Origin of the sequence: Micromonospora echinospora (genome assembly GCF_014203425.1) — a bacterium.
Taxonomy (GTDB): Bacteria; Actinomycetota; Actinomycetes; order Mycobacteriales; family Micromonosporaceae; genus Micromonospora; species Micromonospora echinospora_A.
This window is the reverse complement of the sequence record NZ_JACHJC010000001.1, coordinates 6,731,066-6,750,586: the sequence shown is the minus strand read 5'-3', so window position 1 is coordinate 6,750,586 and position 19,521 is coordinate 6,731,066. Positions and strand designations below refer to the sequence as shown.

At 70.8% G+C, this 19,521-nt stretch carries 18 protein-coding genes; 12 read left to right on the top strand and 6 right to left on the bottom strand.

The annotated features are described in order from the left end of the window. Positions 1-83: 83 nt before the first annotated feature. The 7 genes from FHU28_RS30400 (at position 84) to FHU28_RS30370 (ending at position 8,433) form a co-directional block, all read left to right on the top strand. Positions 84-1,334, top strand: a complete 1,251-nt coding sequence (locus FHU28_RS30400) for a PspC domain-containing protein (RefSeq protein ID WP_184690054.1) — start codon at positions 84-86, stop codon at positions 1,332-1,334. 1 nt (position 1,335) lies between these two features. Beyond that, entirely contained in the window at positions 1,336-2,013 is a 678-nt protein-coding gene (locus FHU28_RS30395) for a response regulator (RefSeq protein ID WP_184688471.1), read from the top strand. A 581-nt stretch (positions 2,014-2,594) separates the two neighbouring features. Beyond that, positions 2,595-4,238: a peptide ABC transporter substrate-binding protein gene (locus FHU28_RS30390; protein WP_184688469.1), complete on the top strand. Its 1,644-nt coding sequence runs from the start codon at positions 2,595-2,597 to the stop codon at positions 4,236-4,238. A 146-nt stretch (positions 4,239-4,384) separates the two neighbouring features. After that, on the top strand, positions 4,385-5,311 hold the full coding sequence (locus FHU28_RS30385; RefSeq protein ID WP_184688467.1) for an ABC transporter permease: 927 nt from the start codon (positions 4,385-4,387) through the stop codon (positions 5,309-5,311). Positions 5,312-5,386: 75 nt separating this feature from the next. Beyond that, positions 5,387-6,370, top strand: coding sequence for an ABC transporter permease (locus FHU28_RS30380; protein ID WP_184688465.1), 984 nt, complete (start codon positions 5,387-5,389; stop codon positions 6,368-6,370). Between the two features lie 25 nt (positions 6,371-6,395). After that, positions 6,396-7,424 carry an ABC transporter ATP-binding protein gene (locus FHU28_RS30375; protein ID WP_184690052.1) on the top strand — a complete coding sequence of 343 codons (1,029 nt, stop codon included), beginning with the start codon at positions 6,396-6,398 and terminating at the stop codon, positions 7,422-7,424. Continuing rightward, positions 7,417-8,433, top strand: a complete 1,017-nt coding sequence (locus tag FHU28_RS30370; RefSeq protein WP_184688463.1) for an ABC transporter ATP-binding protein — start codon at positions 7,417-7,419, stop codon at positions 8,431-8,433. The genes FHU28_RS30375 and FHU28_RS30370 overlap by 8 nt, the downstream gene beginning before the upstream one ends. Positions 8,434-8,518: 85 nt before the next feature. Here the strand turns inward: FHU28_RS30370 and FHU28_RS30365 are convergent, their stop codons facing one another. After that, positions 8,519-8,872 (bottom strand): chorismate mutase, encoded by a 354-nt coding sequence (locus FHU28_RS30365; RefSeq protein ID WP_184688461.1) that lies wholly within the window; start codon positions 8,870-8,872, stop codon positions 8,519-8,521. A 286-nt stretch (positions 8,873-9,158) separates the two neighbouring features. Here FHU28_RS30365 and pcrA point away from each other — a divergent pair, with 286 nt between their 5' ends. Continuing rightward, complete coding sequence (pcrA, locus tag FHU28_RS30360; protein ID WP_184688459.1) at positions 9,159-11,552, top strand: DNA helicase PcrA; 2,394 nt, start codon at positions 9,159-9,161, stop codon at positions 11,550-11,552. A 60-nt stretch (positions 11,553-11,612) separates the two neighbouring features. On the opposite strand, the gene FHU28_RS30355 is transcribed toward pcrA, so the two are convergent. Next, the gene (locus FHU28_RS30355) at positions 11,613-12,374 is read right to left on the bottom strand and encodes a M23 family metallopeptidase (RefSeq protein WP_376700852.1); all 762 of its coding nucleotides are present in this window, start codon (positions 12,372-12,374) and stop codon (positions 11,613-11,615) included. Positions 12,375-12,633: 259 nt separating this feature from the next. After that, positions 12,634-13,344, bottom strand: a complete 711-nt coding sequence (locus tag FHU28_RS30350) for a M23 family metallopeptidase (protein WP_184688455.1) — start codon at positions 13,342-13,344, stop codon at positions 12,634-12,636. A 401-nt stretch (positions 13,345-13,745) separates the two neighbouring features. On the opposite strand from FHU28_RS30350, the gene icmB reads away from it, so the two are divergent. The 3 genes from icmB (at position 13,746) to sucD (ending at position 16,681) form a co-directional block, all read left to right on the top strand. After that, positions 13,746-14,150 carry a coenzyme B12-dependent isobutyryl CoA mutase small subunit gene (icmB, locus tag FHU28_RS30345; RefSeq protein ID WP_073828860.1) on the top strand — a complete coding sequence of 135 codons (405 nt, stop codon included), beginning with the start codon at positions 13,746-13,748 and terminating at the stop codon, positions 14,148-14,150. 462 nt (positions 14,151-14,612) lie between these two features. Beyond that, on the top strand, positions 14,613-15,791 hold the full coding sequence (gene sucC, locus FHU28_RS30340; RefSeq protein ID WP_184688453.1) for an ADP-forming succinate--CoA ligase subunit beta: 1,179 nt from the start codon (positions 14,613-14,615) through the stop codon (positions 15,789-15,791). A gap of 2 nt (positions 15,792-15,793) precedes the next feature. Then, the gene (gene sucD, locus FHU28_RS30335) at positions 15,794-16,681 is read left to right on the top strand and encodes a succinate--CoA ligase subunit alpha (protein ID WP_030501510.1); all 888 of its coding nucleotides are present in this window, start codon (positions 15,794-15,796) and stop codon (positions 16,679-16,681) included. A gap of 58 nt (positions 16,682-16,739) precedes the next feature. Here the strand turns inward: sucD and FHU28_RS30330 are convergent, their stop codons facing one another. After that, positions 16,740-17,009, bottom strand: a complete 270-nt coding sequence (locus FHU28_RS30330) for a DUF4190 domain-containing protein (RefSeq protein WP_135241993.1) — start codon at positions 17,007-17,009, stop codon at positions 16,740-16,742. A gap of 157 nt (positions 17,010-17,166) precedes the next feature. On the opposite strand from FHU28_RS30330, the gene FHU28_RS30325 reads away from it, so the two are divergent. Next, the gene (locus FHU28_RS30325; protein ID WP_184688450.1) at positions 17,167-18,492 is read left to right on the top strand and encodes a cell division protein PerM; all 1,326 of its coding nucleotides are present in this window, start codon (positions 17,167-17,169) and stop codon (positions 18,490-18,492) included. A 78-nt stretch (positions 18,493-18,570) separates the two neighbouring features. Here the strand turns inward: FHU28_RS30325 and FHU28_RS30320 are convergent, their stop codons facing one another. Together FHU28_RS30320 and FHU28_RS30315 are read right to left on the bottom strand one after the other, a co-directional pair. Further along, positions 18,571-19,116, bottom strand: coding sequence for a DUF4190 domain-containing protein (locus FHU28_RS30320; protein WP_184688448.1), 546 nt, complete (start codon positions 19,114-19,116; stop codon positions 18,571-18,573). A 34-nt stretch (positions 19,117-19,150) separates the two neighbouring features. Next, the gene (locus tag FHU28_RS30315) at positions 19,151-19,447 is read right to left on the bottom strand and encodes a CD225/dispanin family protein (protein WP_073828855.1); all 297 of its coding nucleotides are present in this window, start codon (positions 19,445-19,447) and stop codon (positions 19,151-19,153) included. Between the last annotated feature and the right edge of the window lie 74 nt (positions 19,448-19,521).

Here is a 19,521-nt window from a genome sequence, read left to right as displayed (position 1 = left end):
CCCCGTGGTCCGGAACGTCGCCGTCGTGTGACGATCTGAGCGTCGGCGTCGCCGGCGTCTCCACCTCGACCTGGGAGTTTCCGATCAGCAGCACCCCCGCCCCGCACGTCCCGCGCCTCTACCGGGCCACCGAGCACCGGCTGGCCGCAGGGGTGGCCGCGGGCATCGCCGAGCACCTGGGCATCCCGGTGCTGCGGGTGCGGATGGCGTTCATGGTCCTGCTCGGGCTCAGCGGCCTCGGGCTGCTGCTCTACGCCGCTTTCTGGGCGGTGGTGCCACCCCGCCCCGGCGACACCGCCGTCCCACCGCGCCGTGACCTCGCCCAGCTGCTGCCGTTCGTGGCGATCGGGCTGGGCGTACTGCTGTTGCAGGTGTTCGCCTTCAACTCGGTGGGCGCGGCCGGCACCGCCGGCTGGCTGGTAGCGATCATCGCGGTCGGCGCGGGCGTCATCTGGCACCAGTCCGGCCCGGAGCGGCGCCGGCAGTGGGGCGACGCGGCGGTGCCCTGGCTGGGCGCGGTGGTGGAGGAGACCGACCGGCGCGCGTTCGTGCTGCGCTTCATCGGCGGCGGCGTGCTCGTCGCGGTCGGCATCATCGGCGTGGCGGCCGTCTACTCACCGGCGCAGAACTTCGACGCGGTGCTCAACGGCGTGATCTTCGCGCTGGTCGGGCTGGCCGGCGTCGGCGTGGTGACCGGTCCGGTCCTCTGGCGGACCTGGAACCAGCTCCGGTCGGAGCGGGAGGGACGCATCCGCGAGCAGGAGCGGGCCGAGTTGGCCGCCATGGTCCACGACCAGGTGCTGCACACGCTGGCCCTGATCCAGCGCAACGCCAGCGACGTCAAGACGGTGCAGCGGCTGGCCCGTGGCCAGGAGCGCTCGCTGCGCAACTGGCTCTACAAGCCGACCGCCTCGCCGACCGAGCGGTTCGCGGCCGCGCTGGAGCAGGCCGCCGCCGAGGTGGAGGACACGTTCGCCATCACTGTCGAGGCGGTGGTCGTCGGCGACCGGGAGACCGACGAGCGGGTGGGCGCCCTCGTGGCCGCCGCCCGGGAGGCTCTTGTGAACGCGGCCCGGCACGCCGGTGTGCAGACCGTGTCGCTCTTCGCCGAGGTGGAGCCGGAACAGGTGAGCGTCTTCGTCCGGGACCGGGGCAAGGGCTTCGACCCGGATACGGTGGAGAATCACCGGCACGGCGTCCGAGGATCGATCATCGGGCGGATGAAGCGGCACGGCGGCCGGGCGGAGATCCGGTCCGAGCCGGGAGAGGGGACCGAGGTCCGGCTGATCCTGCCGATCAGCGGCTCCGGCTCCACGGCGGAAAGGGACAGGTGACATGTCCGAGCAGGAACCGGTCGAGGGCACGGCGCCGCGAGGGCCGCTGCGGGTCTTCCTCGTCGACGACCACGCGATGTTCCGGGCCGGCGTCCGCGCCGAGCTGGGCGCGCGGGTCGAGGTGGTCGGCGAGGCCAGCTCGGTGGCCGAGGCGGTGACCCGGATCGCGGCCACCCAGCCGGACGTGGTGCTTCTCGACGTGCACATGCCCGACGGCGGTGGCCGTGCCGTGCTGGAGGCGATGCGGCGTACCCACCCGCAGGTGCGGTTCCTCGCGCTGAGCGTCTCCGACGCGGCCGAGGACGTCATCGGGCTGATCCGCGCCGGCGCGCGGGGGTACGTCACCAAGACGATCTCCCCGGAGGAGCTGACCGACGCGATCCGCCGGGTGGCCGAGGGTGACGCCGTTTTCAGCCCTCGGCTGGCCGGGTTCGTGCTGGACGCGTTCGCGTCCCGGCCGGACGCGCCGGTGGCCGACCCCGAGCTGGACCAGCTCACCAACCGGGAGCGCGAGGTGCTCCGGCTGCTCGCCCGCGGCTACGCCTACAAGGAGATCGCCAAGGAGCTGTACATCTCGATCAAGACGGTTGAGACGCACGTCTCCAACGTCCTGCGCAAGCTCCAGATGTCGAACCGGTACGAGCTGTCCCGCTGGGCCGCGGACCGCCGCCTGGTCTGAGCCCGCGCCGCACGGTGACCCCCTGGGAGACATCGTCCCCCCGGGGGTTGTTGGTGTCCGCAAGTTGACGTCGGTATCCTCCGGACGGACAAAAAAGCCGCAGTCGTGCGCCTGTCGACGGGCCCGGAGCGGGCGCGGTCCTCGTCACAGCGCTTGCGGGCGGCAGGGACGTCCGTCAACCCCTACCTGCCCGTCTTGCCTGTTCAGGGCCCTATCGTCCGTACGCTTTGTGATCTTTTCTCAAGTATCGGCAACGTGGCGGGCAACTAACGTCTTGATAACGGCACCTTCACGGAAAGGCCCGGTGGGTGTCACAGTTGCAGCACCTCACCCCCCGGTGTGAGGCATCTCGTCGGGCCTGCCGACCACGTGACGCCGCCACCAGCGTCCGCCGCGTGGTTGTCGACCCTGCGCGGTGCCCACGTCCAAGGTGTGGCGCCCGGCGGATCGGTACCCCTGGGGTGTCCCGAAATCCTCTGCGGTAAACCGACGTCCCGCTGTCCGGGTCGCCGGTGGTGTCACCCCCAAACGTGCGTGAAACCCACGACGGAACCAGGTTAAGAAAGAGGAGGCCCCTCGGAATGAGAGTCTCGAAGCGGGCGAGCGGCGCGCTCGCGGTGGGCGCGGCATTCGCGCTCGTCGCGTCCGGCTGCTCCAGCGGGAACAACGACGGTGGCGACGCCGGCGCCAGCTCGGACGGCGCGATCGTCATCGACGGTACCCAGCCGGAGAACCCCCTGGTTCCGGCGAACACCACCGAGACCGGTGGCGGCGCGATCATCGACTGGATGTGGAGCGGTCTGGTCGAGTACCCCAACAACGGTGGGGCGCCGCAGAACCTGCTCGCCGAGTCGATCGAGACGAGCGACTCGAAGGTCTTCAAGATCAAGATCAAGCAGAACACCAAGTTCCACGACGGCACCACCGTCAAGGCCGAGAGCTTCGTCAAGGCCTGGAACTGGGCGGCGTACGGCCCGAACGGCGCGCAGAACGCCTCCTTCTTCTCCGACATCCAGGGCTTCGACGAGGTCTACACCGAGGACCCGGACGGCCCGGACGGCGCGCAGAAGGCTCCGGAGCCGGCCAAGAAGGACATGTCCGGCCTCAAGGTCGTCGACGACTGGAACTTCGAGGTCACGCTGAACGCGCCGACCGCCGTGTTCCCGACCAAGCTCGGCTACAGCGCCTTCGTGCCGCTGCCGGACGCCTTCTTCTCCACCACTCCGGCGGAGTTCGGCAAGAAGCCGATCGGTAACGGCCCGGTCAAGCTCGTCTCCTGGCAGGACGACGTCGAGATCAAGCTGACCCGCTTCGACGACTACAGCCTGCGCGACAAGATGAAGGTCAAGGACGTCACCGTCAAGATCTACCAGGACGACACGGCGGCCTACAACGACCTGCTCGCCGGCAACCTGGACTTCCAGCAGCAGGTTCCGGTCTCCGCGCTGGCCGGTGAGAAGTGGAAGACCGACCTGGGCGAGCGGGCGATGGCCTCGACCACCCCGTCGACCGGCATCATCGCCTTCCCGATCTACGACGCCCGCTTCAAGGACCCGAAGCTGCGCAAGGCGATCTCGCTGTCCATCGACCGGCAGGCGATCACCGACAAGATCTTCTTCGGTACCCGTAAGCCGGCCGACAGCTGGGCCAACCCGCTGACCCCGGGCGCCGAGCCGGGCAACTGCACCGCCTGCAAGTTCGACGTGGCCCAGGCCAAGCAGCTGTACGCCGAGTCCGGTGGCTTCAAGGGCAAGCTGACCCTGTCGTACAACGCGGACGCCAGCCACAAGGAGTGGATGGAGGCCGTCGCCCAGCAGATCAAGACCAACCTGGGCATCGACGCGGTCGCCGTCGGCGTGCCGACCTTCGCGGTCTTCCGCGCCAACATCAACGCCTACAAGATGACCGGCGCGTACCGGGCCGGCTGGCAGCAGGACTACCCGGACGTGGAGAACTGGATCAACCCGCTCTACGTCACCGGTGGTTCCTCGAACGACGGCAAGTACAGCAACCCGCAGGTGGACGCCCTCTCGAAGGAGGCCACCGCGGCCCCCAGCATCGAGGAGGCCCACAAGAAGTTCGCTGAGGCCGTCAAGCTGATCGACCAGGACGTTCCGACCATGCCGATCTACTTCGGTGGCCAGCAGTCCGGCCACTCGGAGAAGATCAAGAAGCTGGAGCTGACCAACGTCGGCGAGCTCGACATCACCTCGGTCGAGCTCTGATCCGAACGCTCTGACCCCGGGTCGGGCTCGCCTACCGGTGAGTCCGGCCCGGGGCCGTTCCGCGAGGGGGTGTACAACGAACCCCTCGCAACGTTGTCGCCGTCGCGCCGGCCCGCCCCGGCGCTCCCTGTCTGGAGGACCACCCCATGGGCCGTTATCTCTTGAGACGGCTGCTGCAACTCGTCCCGGTGTTCATCGGTACGACGTTCCTGATCTACTGGCTCGTCTGGTCAGTGCCCGGTGACCCCTTCGCCGGCAAGTGCGGCGACCGCGGTTGCCCGCCGAACTACCGCGCCATGATGACCGAGAAGTACAACCTCGACGAGTCGATCTGGGTGCAGTACGCCAGCTACATGAAGAACCTTATGCAGGGTGACTTCGGTATCACGTTCGGCGGTCGCGAGATCAGCGACATCATCGCCACGTCGTACCCGAACACCCTGAAGCTGGCGGTGGTCGCCCTCGCCATCGAGGCCGTGATCGGTCTCGGCGCGGGCATCCTGACCGGCCTGCGGCGCAACGGCTTCCTGGACAACCTGGTCCTGGTCTCCACCCTCTTCCTGATCGCCCTCCCGGTCTTCGTCATCGGCTTCGTGCTGCAGTGGCTGCTCGGTGTTAAGTGGGGCATCATCAACCCGACCGTGTCCAACGAGATGCGGTTCAGTGAACTGATCGTGCCGGGCTTCGTGCTCGGAAGCGCATCGATGGCGTACATCGCCCGCGTGGCGCGTACGAGCATCGCCGAGAACCGGCGTGCCGACTACGTCCGCACCGCGATCGCCAAGGGCCTCCCGATGCGCCGCGTGGTCGGCGTGCACCTGCTGCGCAACTCGCTCATCCCGGTGGTCACCCTGCTCGGCACCGACCTCGGCGCGCTGATGGGTGGCGCGATCGTGACGGAGGGCATCTTCGGCATCAACGGCATCGGCCGGCAGGTGCTCCGCTCGATCGTCACCAAGGAGAGCGCTACCGTTGTCGGCATCGTCGTGGTGTTGGTGCTCGTCTATCTCATCATGAACCTGGTGGTGGACCTGCTCTACGCCGCCCTCGACCCGAGGATCCGCTATGAGTGACCGCCGCAGCGTACGAAACGTCCCAGCAGTCTGCGCGGGCAACCACGCCCGTGCCGAGCGCAGCGAGGTACGGGCATGAGTGACCCGAATACCGCGTCGATCGTGTCGACGCCGCCCGCGACCATGCCCACCGAGGCGGGGTCGGGCGCGCCCACCAACGCGGGCCTGCCGGAGAGCGCGAAGCAGAACAAGCCGCGTGGCCTGCTCGGTGACGCCTGGATCGACCTGCGCCGCAAGCCGCTGTTCTGGATCTCGGCGACGATCATCCTGGTGTTCCTCGTGATGGCGGCCTTCCCGTGGCTGTTCACCTCCGGCGACGCGGTGAACGGCTCGCTGGACCGCAGCCGGGTCGAGCCGTCGTCGGCCGCCTGGTTCGGCTACGACGTGCAGGGCCGCGACGTCTACGCCCGGGTCATCTACGGTGCCCGCGCCTCGATCGTGGTGGCAGTGGTCTCCACCGTCCTGACGCTGCTCGTCGGCGGCACGATGGGCATCATCGCCGGCTACCGCGGCGGCTGGGTGGACGCGCTGCTGTCCCGTATCGCGGACATCTTCTTCGGCCTGCCGTTCGTGCTCGGCTCGATCGTCATCCTGACCACGTTCAACGGGTCCGGCAGCGACAACGGCGAGTGGACGATCATGGGTCTGGTCATCCTGTCCCTGAGCGTGCTGAGCTGGCCGGTGGTGATGCGGCTGATGCGGTCCTCGGTGCTCTCCACCAAGGAGGCCGACTACATCGTCGCGGCCCGCGCGCTCGGCGCCAGCACCGGCCGGATCATCCTCAAGCACCTGCTGCCGAACTGCCTGGCCCCGCTTCTGGTCTACGGCACGATCATGGTCGGCTCGTTCATCGGCGCGGAGGCCACGCTCTCGTTCCTGGGCATCGGCCTGAAGAGCCCGGTCGTCTCCTGGGGCATCATGATCAGCGAGGCGCAGAACTACATCCGGGTCTCGCCCTTCCTGCTGTTCTTCCCCGCCGCGTTCCTCGTCGCCGCCGTGCTGAGCTTCGTCATGCTCGGCGAGGCGGTCCGCGAGGCCCTCGACCCGAAGCTCCGATAGGGGAACTGAGTTGTCCGACATTCTCGTGTCCGAGCAGTCCTCGCCGGGCGCCGACGGATCCGGCCGCCCCTCGGGCCGGCTGCTCGAGGTCGACGACCTTCGGGTGGAGTTCCGTACCCGGGACGGCGTCGCCAAGGTCATCAACGGAGTCACGTACCACGTCGAGGCGGGGGAGACCCTCGCCGTGCTCGGCGAATCGGGCTCCGGCAAGAGCGTCACCGCGCAGACCATCATGGGCATCCTGGACACCCCGCCCGGGTTCGTCACCGGTGGCCAGGTGCGCTTCCACGGCAAGGACATGCTCACCATGTCCCCCGAGCAGCGGCGGCGGATCCGGGGCGAGGGCATCGCCATGATCTTCCAGGACTCGCTCTCGGCCCTCAACCCGGTTTTCACGGTCGGCTTCCAGATCGCCGAGCAGTTCCGCATCCGGCGCGGCATGAGCCGCTCGGACGCCAAGAAGCGCGCGATCGAGATGCTCGACCAGGTGAAGATCCCCAACGCCAAGGGCCGGTTCAGCAACTACCCGCACCAGTTCTCCGGCGGTATGCGGCAGCGCGCCATGATCGCCATGTCGCTGGCGCTGGACCCCGAGGTGCTGATCGCCGACGAACCGACCACCGCCCTGGACGTGACAGTGCAGGCCCAGATCATGGACCTGCTCGGTGAGCTCCAGCGGGAACGGCAGATGGGCATGATCCTGATCACCCACGACCTCGGCGTGGTCGCCGACGTCGCGGACCGGATCGCGGTCATGTACGCCGGCCGGATCGTCGAGGAAGCCGACGTCTACGACCTGTACCGCAAGCCGGCACACCCGTACACGCTCGGCCTGCTCAACTCGATCCCGCGGATGGACGAGAAGGGGCAGGAGCTCCGCACGATCAAGGGCCTCCCGCCGAACCTGATGAACATCCCGCCGGGCTGCGCGTTCAACCCGCGTTGCCCGATGGCGCAGCCGGTGTGCCGGGAGAAGGTCCCGCCGCTGCTGCAACTGGGCAACGGCCGGGCCAGCGCCTGCCACTTCGCCGAGGAACTGGTGAACCGTGACTGAGAACATCATCGAGGTTCGTGACCTGGTCAAGCACTACCCCGTGACCCGGGGCGTGGTGTTCAAGAAGACCATCGGCCAGGTCAAGGCGGTCGACGGCGTCTCCTTCGAACTCAAGGCCGGCGAGACGCTCGGCGTGGTCGGCGAGTCCGGCTGCGGCAAGTCGACGCTGGCCCGGGTGCTGATGAACCTGGAGAAGCCGACCGCCGGTCAGGTGCTCTACAAGGGCCAGGACATCTCCAAGCTCTCCGGTGGCGCGCTGCGGCGGCTGCGCCGGCAGATCCAGCTGGTGATGCAGGACCCGTACACCTCGCTCAACCCCCGGATGACTGTGGGTGACCTGATCGGCGAGCCGTTCGAGATCCACCCCGAGGTGGCTCCGCGCGGCAGCCGGCGCAGCAAGGTCAAGGAGCTGCTCGACCTGGTCGGCCTCAACCCGGAGCACATCAACCGGTACCCGCACCAGTTCTCCGGCGGTCAGCGGCAGCGCATCGGCATCGCCCGGGCGCTGGCACTGCGCCCCGAGGTGATCGTCTGCGACGAGCCGGTGTCGGCGCTCGACGTCTCCATCCAGGCGCAGGTGATGAACCTGCTGGAGAAGCTCCAGGGCGAGTTCGGTCTCTCGTACGTCTTCATCGCCCACGACCTGTCGGTGGTGCGTCACCTCTCCGACCGGGTCGCGGTGATGTACCTGGGCAAGATGGTGGAGATCGGCACCGAGGACGAGATCTACGAGCGGCCGACCCACCCGTACACCCAGGCGCTGCTGTCGGCGGTGCCGGTGCCCGACCCGACGGTGCGCGACAGGAAGGCGATCATCCGGCTCCAGGGCGACGTCCCCTCGCCGATCAGCCCGCCCTCGGGCTGCCGGTTCCGGACCCGGTGCTGGAAGGCGCAGGACGTCTGCGCCCAGGAGGTTCCGCTGCTCCAGATCCGGCCGGGCTCGGATCACCCGAGCGCCTGCCACTTCGCGGAGAAGCGGGAGATCGTCGTCACCCACGACGCGGCCTGACCCGAACCGGACCGCCTGCCGGCGTCAGCTCGACGCCGGCAGGCGGTTCGTCGTCTCCGGGGGCGTCACGGCGTCTCCGCGGACGTCACAGCGGGCCGCGGCCGGCGCGCAGCAGCAGGAGCGCGAGCTGGGTGCCGTCGGCGCCGAGTTCGGCGCGGAACCGCTCCAGGATCTCCCGTTCGCGGGAGAGCACGAGCCGGGTCCCACCGGAGGCCATCCGGGTCGCGCCGACCTCCTGGGAGAGCGCGGCCCGCTCCTGCCAGAGCGCGATGAGGGTGCTGTCGATCTCGTCGATCCGCCGCCGGATCTCGCCGATCCGCTCGGCCGCCGCCGCGTCGTCGGTGCCGGTCCGGGCCGCCGCGGCGCCGGTCGGGTCGGCGCCGGCAGGCCGGCCGTTGCGCGCCAGGCTGCCGCTGGACTCCACCACGTCAGTCATCATCGTCGTCCCTCTCGGGGCTCGGGCCCGGTACCCGGATCCCGGGACGAAAACGCCCCGGGCTCGGGGAGCCCGGGGCGTTTCGTAGGTCTGTGATCAGGCGCGACCCACGGCTGCCGGACTCCCGGTGCCGTAGTAAAAGTAGAAGCGCTGATCGAACACGTCGTCGAGTATGCCGACCACCCGGGCGGGCGCGCAAGAAGACGCACCAACAGGTGAGACGTGCCGCCGCGCGCCGACCGGCCGCGGGCGGGGAAGTGTCCGGCCGGCGGCATAGACTCGGGCTGCGATGCATCCTCTCTTCGACATCCCCGCGTCCCCGCCCGCGCCGGAGTCCCGGCCGACCCCGCCGCGCCGCCCCGGGGCCGCCGGGTCGGACCCGCAGGCCCTCCTCGACGGCCTGAACGGCCCCCAGCGGGACGCGGTGACCCACGCCGGCTCCCCGCTGCTCATCGTGGCCGGCGCCGGCTCCGGCAAGACCCGGGTGCTGACCAACCGGATCGCCTACCTGCTCGCCGCCCGGGACGTGCACCCCGGCGAGATCATCGCGATCACCTTCACCAACAAGGCCGCCGGTGAGATGAAGGAGCGGGTGGCCGCGCTGGTCGGCCCGCGCGCCCGGATGATGTGGGTGTCGACGTTCCACTCGGCGTGCGTACGCATCCTGCGGGCCGAGCACGAGCACGCCGGCCTGAAGTCGACGTTCTCGATCTACGACGCGGACGACTCGCGCCGGCTGATGCAGATGGTCGCCCGCGAGCTGGACCTGGACCCGAAGCGCTACCCGGCCCGGGGCCTGGCCGCCCAGGTGTCGAACCTGAAGAACGAGCTGGTCGACCCGGAGGAGTTCGCCGGCCGGGCCAAGGGGCCGAACGAGCGGGCGCTGGCCGAGGCGTACACGCTCTACCAGCGGCGGCTGCGCGAGGCCCACGCGCTGGACTTCGACGACCTGATCATGACCACGGTGCACCTGCTCCAGTCGCACCCGCACGTGGCGGAGAGCTACCGGCGGCGGTTCCGGCACGTGCTCGTCGACGAATACCAGGACACCAACCACGCCCAGTACGTGCTGATCAAGGAGCTGGTCTCCGGGACCGAGGGGATCCCGCCGGCCGAACTCTGCGTGGTCGGCGACGCCGACCAGTCGATCTACGCCTTCCGCGGCGCGACCATCCGCAACATCCTGGAGTTCGAGCGGGACTTCACCGACGCCCGCACCATCCTGCTGGAGCAGAACTACCGCTCGACCCAGACCATCCTCAACGCGGCGAACGCGGTCATCGACCGCAACACCTCCCGCAAGCCGAAGCGGCTGTGGAGCGACGCCGGGTCCGGCGAGCAGATCGTCGGGTACGTCGCCGACACCGAGCACGCCGAGGCGGACTGGGTGGCCCGGGAGATCGACCGGCTGGTCGACGACGGCGAGACCCGCCCGGGCGACGTGGCGGTCTTCTACCGCACCAACGCCATGTCCCGCGTGTTCGAGGAGGTGTTCATCCGGGTCGGCCTGCCCTACAAGGTGGTCGGCGGGGTGCGCTTCTACGAGCGCAAGGAGGTCCGCGACGCGCTCGCGTACCTGCGCGCGGTGGTGAACGACGACGACACGGTCAGCCTGCGGCGGATCCTCAACACGCCGCGCCGGGGCATCGGCGAGCGGGCCGAGGCGTGCGTGGAGGCGCTGGCCGCGCGGGACCGCATCTCCTTCGGGGCCGCGCTGCGCCGGGCCAAGGACGCGCCCGGCATCTCCACCCGGGCGGCGAACGGCATCGCCGAGTTCGTGGCGCTGCTCGACGCGGCGCGGGACCTGGCCGACACCGGCACGCCGGAGGAGGTGCTGGAGGCGGTGCTGACCCGCTCGGGCTACCTGGCCGAGCTGGAGGAGAGCCTCGATCCGCAGGACGCCGGCCGGGTGGACAACCTCCAGGAGCTGGTGAGCGTCGCCCGGGAGTACACCGAACGGATCGAGGCGCTGGGCGCCGACGACGAGCGGGCCACCCTGGCCGGGTTCCTGGAGCAGGTGGCGCTCGTCGCCGACGCCGACCAGATCCCCTCCGACGACCCGGACCACCAGGGCGTGGTCACGCTGATGACGCTGCACACCGCGAAGGGCCTGGAGTTCCCGGTGGTCTTCCTGACCGGCCTGGAGGACGGCGTCTTCCCGCACCTGCGGTCGCTCGGCGACACCCGCGAGCTGGAGGAGGAGCGGCGGCTGGCGTACGTCGGCATCACCCGGGCCCGCCAGCGCCTCTACCTGTCCCGCGCGGTCACCCGGTCGGCGTGGGGCGCGCCCGCGTACAACCCGCCGTCGCGGTTCCTGGAGGAGTTGCCACCGGAGCTGGTCCGCTGGGAGCGCACCGAGGGGTCGTACACCTCGTGGGGTGGCGGGGGCGGCGGCGTCGGCGGCCGGGCGGACCGCCTGGGCCGCGGCGGCTTCGCCGGCGGTACGCCCAAGGCGACCGAGCTGGCGAAGCGGCTGGGCGTGGACGCCAGCCGCCTGTCCACGGCGAGCGAGCTGAAGCAGGCCCCGAAGGTCTCGGCCGGGGACCGGGTCAACCACCAGCGGTACGGCCTGGGCCGCGTGCTGGCGGTGGAGGGGGCCGGTCCGGGCGCCCGGGCCCAGATCGACTTCGGCGACCAGACCATGTGGCTGGTGCTGCGGCACGCGCCCATCGACAAGCTCTGAGCGTGAGCGGGCCCGGTCCGGCTTGTGGCCGGACCGGGCCCTCATCCTGTCGTGGCGCGGTCAGCAGGCCACGTTGATGCCCCGCGCGCGCAGGAACGGCGCCGGGTCGATCTGGTTCCACATGGCGCCCTGGTGCACCTCGAAGTGCAGGTGCGGGCCGGTGGAGTCGCCGGTGGAGCCCTCGTAGCCGATGACCTGACCGGCCTTGACCTTGTCGCCCACGGCGACGGCGAGCCGGCTCTGGTGGGCGTAGTGGGTCAGGTAGCCGTTGTGGTGGTCGATGAAGACCGAGATGCCGTAACCGTCGCCCACGTCGCCGGCCTTGACCACGGTGCCCGCCGCGGCGGCGTGGATCGGGGTGCCGGCCGGCATGGCGAAGTCGATGCCGGCGTGCTGGGTGCCCCAGCGGGGTCCGTAGCAGGACGTGATGCCGGCGCCCTTCATCGGGATGACCCAGGCCGGCTTCTTCGCCACTGTCGTCTTCTTGGGCTTGGGCTTGGGCTTGGGTTTCGCGGTCGCTGACTTCTTCGGCGCCGGGGTGGTCGCGCTCGGGCTCGGCGACGGGCTGGCCGGGACGGCGGACGGGGTGAGTGGCTCGCGGGCCGAACGGTCGGCGCGGGCCGCGTCGTCGACGCGGGCCTGTACGCCGAGGTCGACGGCGGCGGGCGTCGGTGCGGAGCGGTCGGCGACGGTGACTACGCCGCCGATGCCGAGGCCGAGCAGGGCGACCGCGCCGGTGACCACGTATGCGGTGCGCCGGGCGCGGCGGGGGCGCCGGTGCCGGGCGGGAGCGTTGTACGGGGTGGGGCTGCTGTGCTGCACGGGATCCTTCACCAGTCGAGGGGCACGTGACCACGAAATACTGGTGTCGGCGCAGGTGGCTGCGGGTATCGGGTGGCCGGGGCAAGGGGCGCGGGCCGTCGCCTCGTGCCCGGTTCCCGACCGGACGGGCGGTTCCGCGGCGAAGACGATCACCGACGGCTGTGGCCCCGCTCACATCGGCGGGTGTGACGTGGCAGACTTCGGCCAAACGAAACCGCCCGGATCGTGTGATCCGGGCGGTGACGGGGCGTACTGAGCGTCAGGAGGCGGCTACGTCGCCGTAAATCGCTTCGATTTCGAGCTGGATGTCCACTCCGCGCTCCTTGAGGAACGCCACCGGGTCCTGCGGCTGGCCCTTGACATGGATCTCCAGGTGCAGGTGGGAGCCGTAGGAGTGGCCGGTGTTGCCGACCAGGCCGAGCTGGTCGCCGGCCTTCACCTCCTGGCCCTCCTTGACCGACACGGCGGAGGAGTGGCCGTAGATGGCCTCGGTGCCGTCGGAGTGCTCCACGATCACCGCGTAGCCGTAGCCGCCGAACCAGCCGGCCTTGGTGACCGTCCCGGCGTGGACCGCCTTGTACGGCGTGCCCTCCGGCGCGACCAGGTCGATGCCGGTGTGCAGCTTGCCCCAGCGCACGCCGTAGGGGGACTTGAAGTCGTAGCCGTGCAGTGGCAGGAGCCACGGGTCCTGCTCGGTGATCTTGCTGTCGGTGCGGTCGGACCGGGACGCGCGGTCGGCGCTGTCGGCACGGGCCGCTGCGTCCTGGCTGGCGACCGAGGCCTGCCGGAGCTCGTCGAGGACCGAGGGGTTGACGCTCTTGGCGTCGGGCAGGGCGTTCGCGCCGATGGCGACGATGCCGGCGCCGACGAATGCGGTGGTGACCACCGCCGCGTAGCGGCTCCGCGGGGGGGTGGGCACGCGGCGGCGGCCGCGATAGCGGTCGGGCTCAGACGACAGGCGCTGGCGCACGCACACCCTCCGTTGTCGGGGATCCGATGCGACTCCGGACCGTTCGGTGAAGCTCGGTCGAACTTCCGGTGTCGCGTCGTCACCCGTCCGTGGACCTGATGACAACCGTGGACACGTTAGCCAACTGCCACTCCTGTCACAAGCCGAAGCGCCGAACTGGCGTTTCTTTTGTCCGTTTCCATCCTGTCTTGTCATATCCCGTACCGCCGGTCGGGTGGGCCTCCGACTGTCCATTCGTCGCGGATAGTGACCGATCGGCGGAGGTGTCCGGCTTTCCGCGTACGCGCATGAGCGGTAGGGGAGTGGCCCGTGCGTGGGACGGTCCGGGCCCCGCTTTCCGCCCTCCGCTCCGCCGGGTTACCGTTCGTTCAGGTCAGTGTCCTGGTGAAAGGTGTGCGCAGATGAGCTCTCGTATCCGGGTCGTCGTCGCGAAGCCCGGCCTGGACGGCCACGACCGGGGCGCGAAGGTCGTCGCGCGTGCCCTGCGTGACGCGGGCATGGAGGTCATCTACACCGGCCTGCACCAGACGCCCGAGCAGATCGTGGAGACGGCCATCCAGGAGGACGCGGACGCGGTCGGCCTGTCGGTGCTCTCCGGTGCGCACATGACGCTGTTCAAGCGCGTCCTCGAACTGCTCGCCGAGCGCGACGCCACCGACATCGTGGTGTTCGGCGGCGGCATCATCCCCGACGCCGATCTGCCGGAACTGGAGCGGCTCGGCGTCGCGAAGATCTTCACCCCCGGCGCCACCACCGGGTCGATCGTCGAATGGGTGCGGGAGAACGTCGCCCAGCCGGTCGGCTGACCCGCCGCATTGCGGCTCCGGGCACGGGGGAGGGGCCGGACGCACCCCTCACACGCCCGGCCCCTCTATGCACGATGCCCCGCCGCCACCCCTCGACCGACAGGGCATCGGCCGCTCCCGTCGTCGCGCTTGACCAGCGCTCCGACATCACACTCAACGACGCCCCCGACCGGCGGTTACGCCCGGTCCGGCACATCCCCCGGACGGCTGACGTCGGCGGTCGTCGACGCGTGCCACCCGCCCGTCGCGGCGGCTCCCCGGCGGCGACCCGCCCGGAACCGGCGCCGGCCGGAGACGGCTGTGCATTACCGCACACCCCGCACCCGCTCGGTTGCCGCCGGTTCCCATCTCGTTAGGCTGCGGCAAATGGCCTGTCTCTTCTGATGACAGGCGTCAAACTGATTTTCCAAAGCTGGTGGCGGCGCGACGGCGCGCCGCGGAGACGGGACGGGACGCGCAAACGTGGACCTGTACGAGTACCAGGGGCGGGACCTGTTCGAGCGGCACGGCTTGCCCGTGCTCGCCGGCGGCGTCGCCACTACCCCGGAGGAGGCCCGCGCGATCGCCGAACGCCTCGGCGGTCGGGTGGTCGTCAAGGCGCAGGTGAAGGTCGGTGGCCGCGGCAAGGCCGGCGGCGTGAAGCTGGCCGAGGGCGCGGAGGAGACGGTGGCCCGGGCCACCGACATCCTCGGCATGGACATCAAGGGTCACACCGTCCACAAGGTCATGATCACCGTGACCGCGGACGTGGCCGAGGAGTACTACTTCTCTTACCTGCTCGACCGGGCGAACCGCACCTTCCTCTGCATCGCCAGCGTGGCCGGCGGTATGGACATCGAGCAGGTGGCGGCCGAGACCCCGGAGCGGGTCGTCAAGGCCCCGATCGACGCCAACACCGGCGTCGACGAGGCGAAGGCCCGGGAGATCGTCACCGCGGCCAACTTCCCGGCCGAGATCGCCGACCAGGTCGTCGACGTCGCGGTGAAGCTGTGGCAGGCGTTCGTCGCCGAGGACGCCACGCTCGTCGAGGTGAACCCGCTGGCCACCACCAAGGACGGCAAGCTGCTGCTCCTGGACGCCAAGGTCACCCTGGACGAGAACGCCGCGTTCCGGCACCCGGACCACGAGGCCCTGGTCGACCAGGCGTCGGTGGACCCGCTGGAGCAGGCCGCCAAGGCCAAGGACCTCAACTACGTCAAGCTCGACGGCGAGGTCGGCATCATCGGCAACGGCGCGGGCCTGGTCATGTCCACGCTCGACGTGGTCGCGTACGCGGGCGAGCGGCACGGCGGCGTCAAGCCGGCCAACTTCCTCGACATCGGCGGCGGCGCGAGCGCCGAGGTGATGGCGAACGGCCTGGAGATCGTCCTGTCCGACCCGTCGGTCAAGAGCGTCTTCGTCAACGTCTTCGGCGGCATCACCGCCTGCGACGCGGTCGCCAACGGCATCGTGCAGGCGCTGGCTCTGCTGGAGCAGCGCGGCGAGAAGGCCACCAAGCCGCTCGTCGTCCGCCTCGACGGCAACAACGCCGAGGCCGGTCGGGCGATCCTCGACGGCGCGGCCAACCCGCTGATCCAGCGGGTCGACACCATGGACGGCGCGGCCGAGCGGGCCGCCGAGCTGGCAGCTGCGGGGGTCTGACAATGGCTATCTGGCTGACCAAGGACTCCAAGGTCATCGTGCAGGGGATGACCGGTTCCGAGGGTTCCAAGCACACCCGGCGGATGCTCGCCGCCGGCACCAACGTGGTCGGCGGCGTGAACCCGCGCAAGGCCGGCACCACTGTCGACTTCGACGGCACCGAGCTACCGGTCTTCGCGTCCGTCGCGGACGCGATGAAGTCCACCGGGGCGGACGTCACAGTCATCTTCGTGCCGCCGCAGTTCACCAAGGCCGCTGTGGTCGAGGCGATCGACGCCGGCATCGACCTGGCCGTGGTCATCACCGAGGGCGTGCCGGTGCACGACACCGCCGCGTTCTGGGCGTACAACAAGTCCAAGGGCGAGCGCACCCGGATCATCGGCCCGAACTGCCCGGGCATCGCCTCGCCGGGCGCGTCCAACGCCGGCATCATCCCGGCCGACATCACCGGCTCCGGCCGCATCGGCCTGGTCAGCAAGAGCGGCACGCTGACCTACCAGATGATGTACGAGCTGCGCGACATCGGCTTCTCCACCTGCGTCGGCATCGGCGGTGACCCGATCATCGGCACCACCCACATCGACGCTCTGGCCGCCTTCGAGGCGGACCCGGAGACCGACGCGATCGTCATGATCGGTGAGATCGGCGGCGACGCCGAGGAGCGGGCGGCCGAGTTCATCAAGGCCAACGTCACCAAGCCGGTGGTCGGCTACATCGCCGGCTTCACCGCCCCGCCCGGCAAGACCATGGGTCACGCCGGCGCGATCATCTCGGGCTCGGCGGGCACCGCCGACGCCAAGAAGGCGGCGCTGGAGGCGGTGGGCGTCAAGGTCGGCAAGACCCCGACCGAGACCGCCAACCTGATGCGGGAACTCATGTCCGGCCGCTGAGCGGCCGTACGACGCGCGCCGAGGGGGTCGACCGGGAAGCCGGTCGGCCCCCTCGCGTTCAGCGGTACCAGTACGGGTAGTACGAGTTGCCCCGGGCCCGCACGATGGCGCTGGCGACGATGTTGATCACGCCGAACGCGATGCCCAGCCAGCCGAGCAGCTGCGACCTGCCGTTGCGCCGCGCGTCGCGGATCGACAGCGCGCCGAAGACGATGCCCAGGATGCCGCAGCAGAACAGGCCGAAGACGATGCCGAGGACGCCCCAGAGCGTGGTCCGGTCCCGGCCGACGGCCGGTGGCGGCGGTGGTGGCGGATACGGAGCGTGCACGGCTTCCTCCGAGCGGTAGGCGCCGCGACGGGAAAGTCGCGTCTGAGGCCGAGGCTAGACCGGATCACCACCGCTGAGCGGGGGTTCGGCGAACTCGCCACGCTGCCGACCCGGTATCGGACTGCCGTCCTTCCCGCGGCGTGCCAGAGTAGACGCGATGTCACGTGTCACCCCTGACCAGCCACGCCGCCCGGCCACCGGTCCCCGCGCCGGGGACCGGCCACCCGGCCGCGCCCGTCCGGCCGCACGGGTGCCCGCGCCGCGCTCGGGCGAGGAGCCGCGCAGCCGGGCCCCACTGCCCGTCGCGGCCGGGGTGGCGGCGCTCTGGGCCGCGCTGACCTCGTGGCTGCCGGTCTCCGTCGTGCTGGGCCTGGCCCAGCTCAGCGAGGACGCCGGCTCACTCGGCGGGGCGCTGCGCGCCGGCCTGGCCGGCTGGCTGCTCGGGCACGGCGTGCCGCTGCAGACCACCGCCGGGCCGCTGGGCCTGATCCCGCTCGCGCTGAGCGCGCTCGCCGTCTGGCGGCTCACCCGCGCCGGGGTGCACGTCAGCCGGGCCGTCGGCGCGCGGGGGGCCGGCTCGCCCCGCCAGGCGCTCACCGTCGCGGTCGCCGTCGGGATCGGATACGCGCTGATCGGCGCGCTCGCCGCGTTCGCTGTCGACGCGGGCGGCCTGCAGGTCTCCCCGGTCACCGCCGCGCTCATGTTCGCGGCGTTCGGCGTACCGGCCGCCCTGGTCGGGGCGCTGCGCACCACAGGCGTCTGGGCGCTGCTGACCGCCCGCTGCCCACTGCCGCTGCGCGACGGCCTGCGTACCGGGCTGGTCGCGGCGCTGCTGCTGCTCGGCGCGGGTGCGGGCGCGGCCGGACTGGCGGTGGCCACCGGCGGCGGCGACGCGGCCGACATGATCGGCGCCTACCGGACCGGGGTGGCCGGTCAGGCCGGCATCACCCTGGTCAGCCTCGCGTACGCGCCGAACGCCATCGCCTGGTCGGTCAGCTACCTGCTCGGTCCCGGGTTCGCCGTCGGCACCGACACCGCCGTCCGCACGAGTGAGGTGTCGGTCGGCGCGCTGCCGGCCGTACCGCTGTTGGCCGGCCTGCCGCGCGGCCCGATGGACGGGCTCGGCGCCGCGCTGCTCGCGGTGCCGGTGCTGGCCGCGATGGCGGCCGGCTGGCTCCTGGCCCGGCGGCTGATCCGGGCCGCCGCCGAGGAACGGGCCGATGTGCGATGGCCGGCGCTGCTCGGGCCGGCCGCGCTTGCCGGACCGGTCGCCGGCGCGCTGCTGGGACTGGTCGCGGCGGCCTCCGGCGGGTCGCTCGGCGGCGGGCGGCTGGCCGAGGTCGGCCCGTCGCCCTGGCCGGTGGCAGTGGTGGCCACCCTGGTGATCGCGGTGGGCGCGGTACTCGGCGCCGCCGCCACCCGCACCCTGACCCGACCGGCGCGTCCGACGCCCCCGCCTCGCGCCACCCCGGCTCCCCGCTGACCCGTCCGGCGCTGCGCGGGGGGAGAGACGCGCGAGGGGCGCCCGGCGGTCGCCGGACGCCCCTCGTTCGAACGACGGTCAGGCGCCGAAGTTGTTCATGTTGATCGCAGCGCCGGCGATGGCGCTGATGATGCCGACGACCACGCCGACGGCGCCGCAGATCAGGGCGGCCCGCGCCTGGCCGGCGTTGTTGGCCTCGCCTGCCTGGACCTTCTTCTGGCCGAGCACGCCGAGGACGACCGCCACGATGCCGGCCGGGACACCCAGCAGCGGGCAGCACAGGCCCAGCACGACCGAGGCGATGCCGACGATCATGCCGGCGAGGCCCATGGTGTTGTTCTGGCCCTGGCCCTGGGCCGGGCCGGTCGGGTAGCCGGCGGCCGGGTACTGCGGCGCCGCGCCGTACGGCGGCTGCTGCTGGGCGTACGGGTCCTGGCCGTAGGCGGGCTGACCCGAGGTGGGCTGGCCGTACGGCTGGCCCGAGGTCGGCTGCTGGCCGTACTGCGGCTGCTGGCCGTACTGCGGGGCCTGCGGCGGCTGGGCGTACGGGTCGTTCGGCTGAGCGGTCGGGTCCTGGTTCGGCTGCTGGCCGTACGGGTCCTGTCCGGGGTAACCGGGCTGCATGTCTGGGTGCTCCTCAGTTCGGTTCGGTTGTGCGTCAGTTGGTGCCGCTGCTGCCGGCGAGGCCAGCCAGGCCGCCGAAGAGGCAACACATCACCACGATGATGCCGAGCCAGACCAGGCCGGCGATGAGGGCCCACTTGGACCACTTCTTGGACTCGGCGGCGGCGGCCTGGGCGCCGGCGTAGTCACCCTGCTGGATCAGCGGGTTGACCTTCGACGCGTTGATGATGGCCGGGATCGCGAGCGGCCAGAACAGGAAGATCGCGACGATGGACATCGTCATGTTGTTGTCGATCTGCTGCGGCTGCTGCGGGGGGTATCCGGGCTGCATGCGAGTACTCCTCGGTCCGGCGGCACGCGGGTGCCGGTTTTCTTCGTGGGGGTGCGGGCCGGGGAGAGACCGGA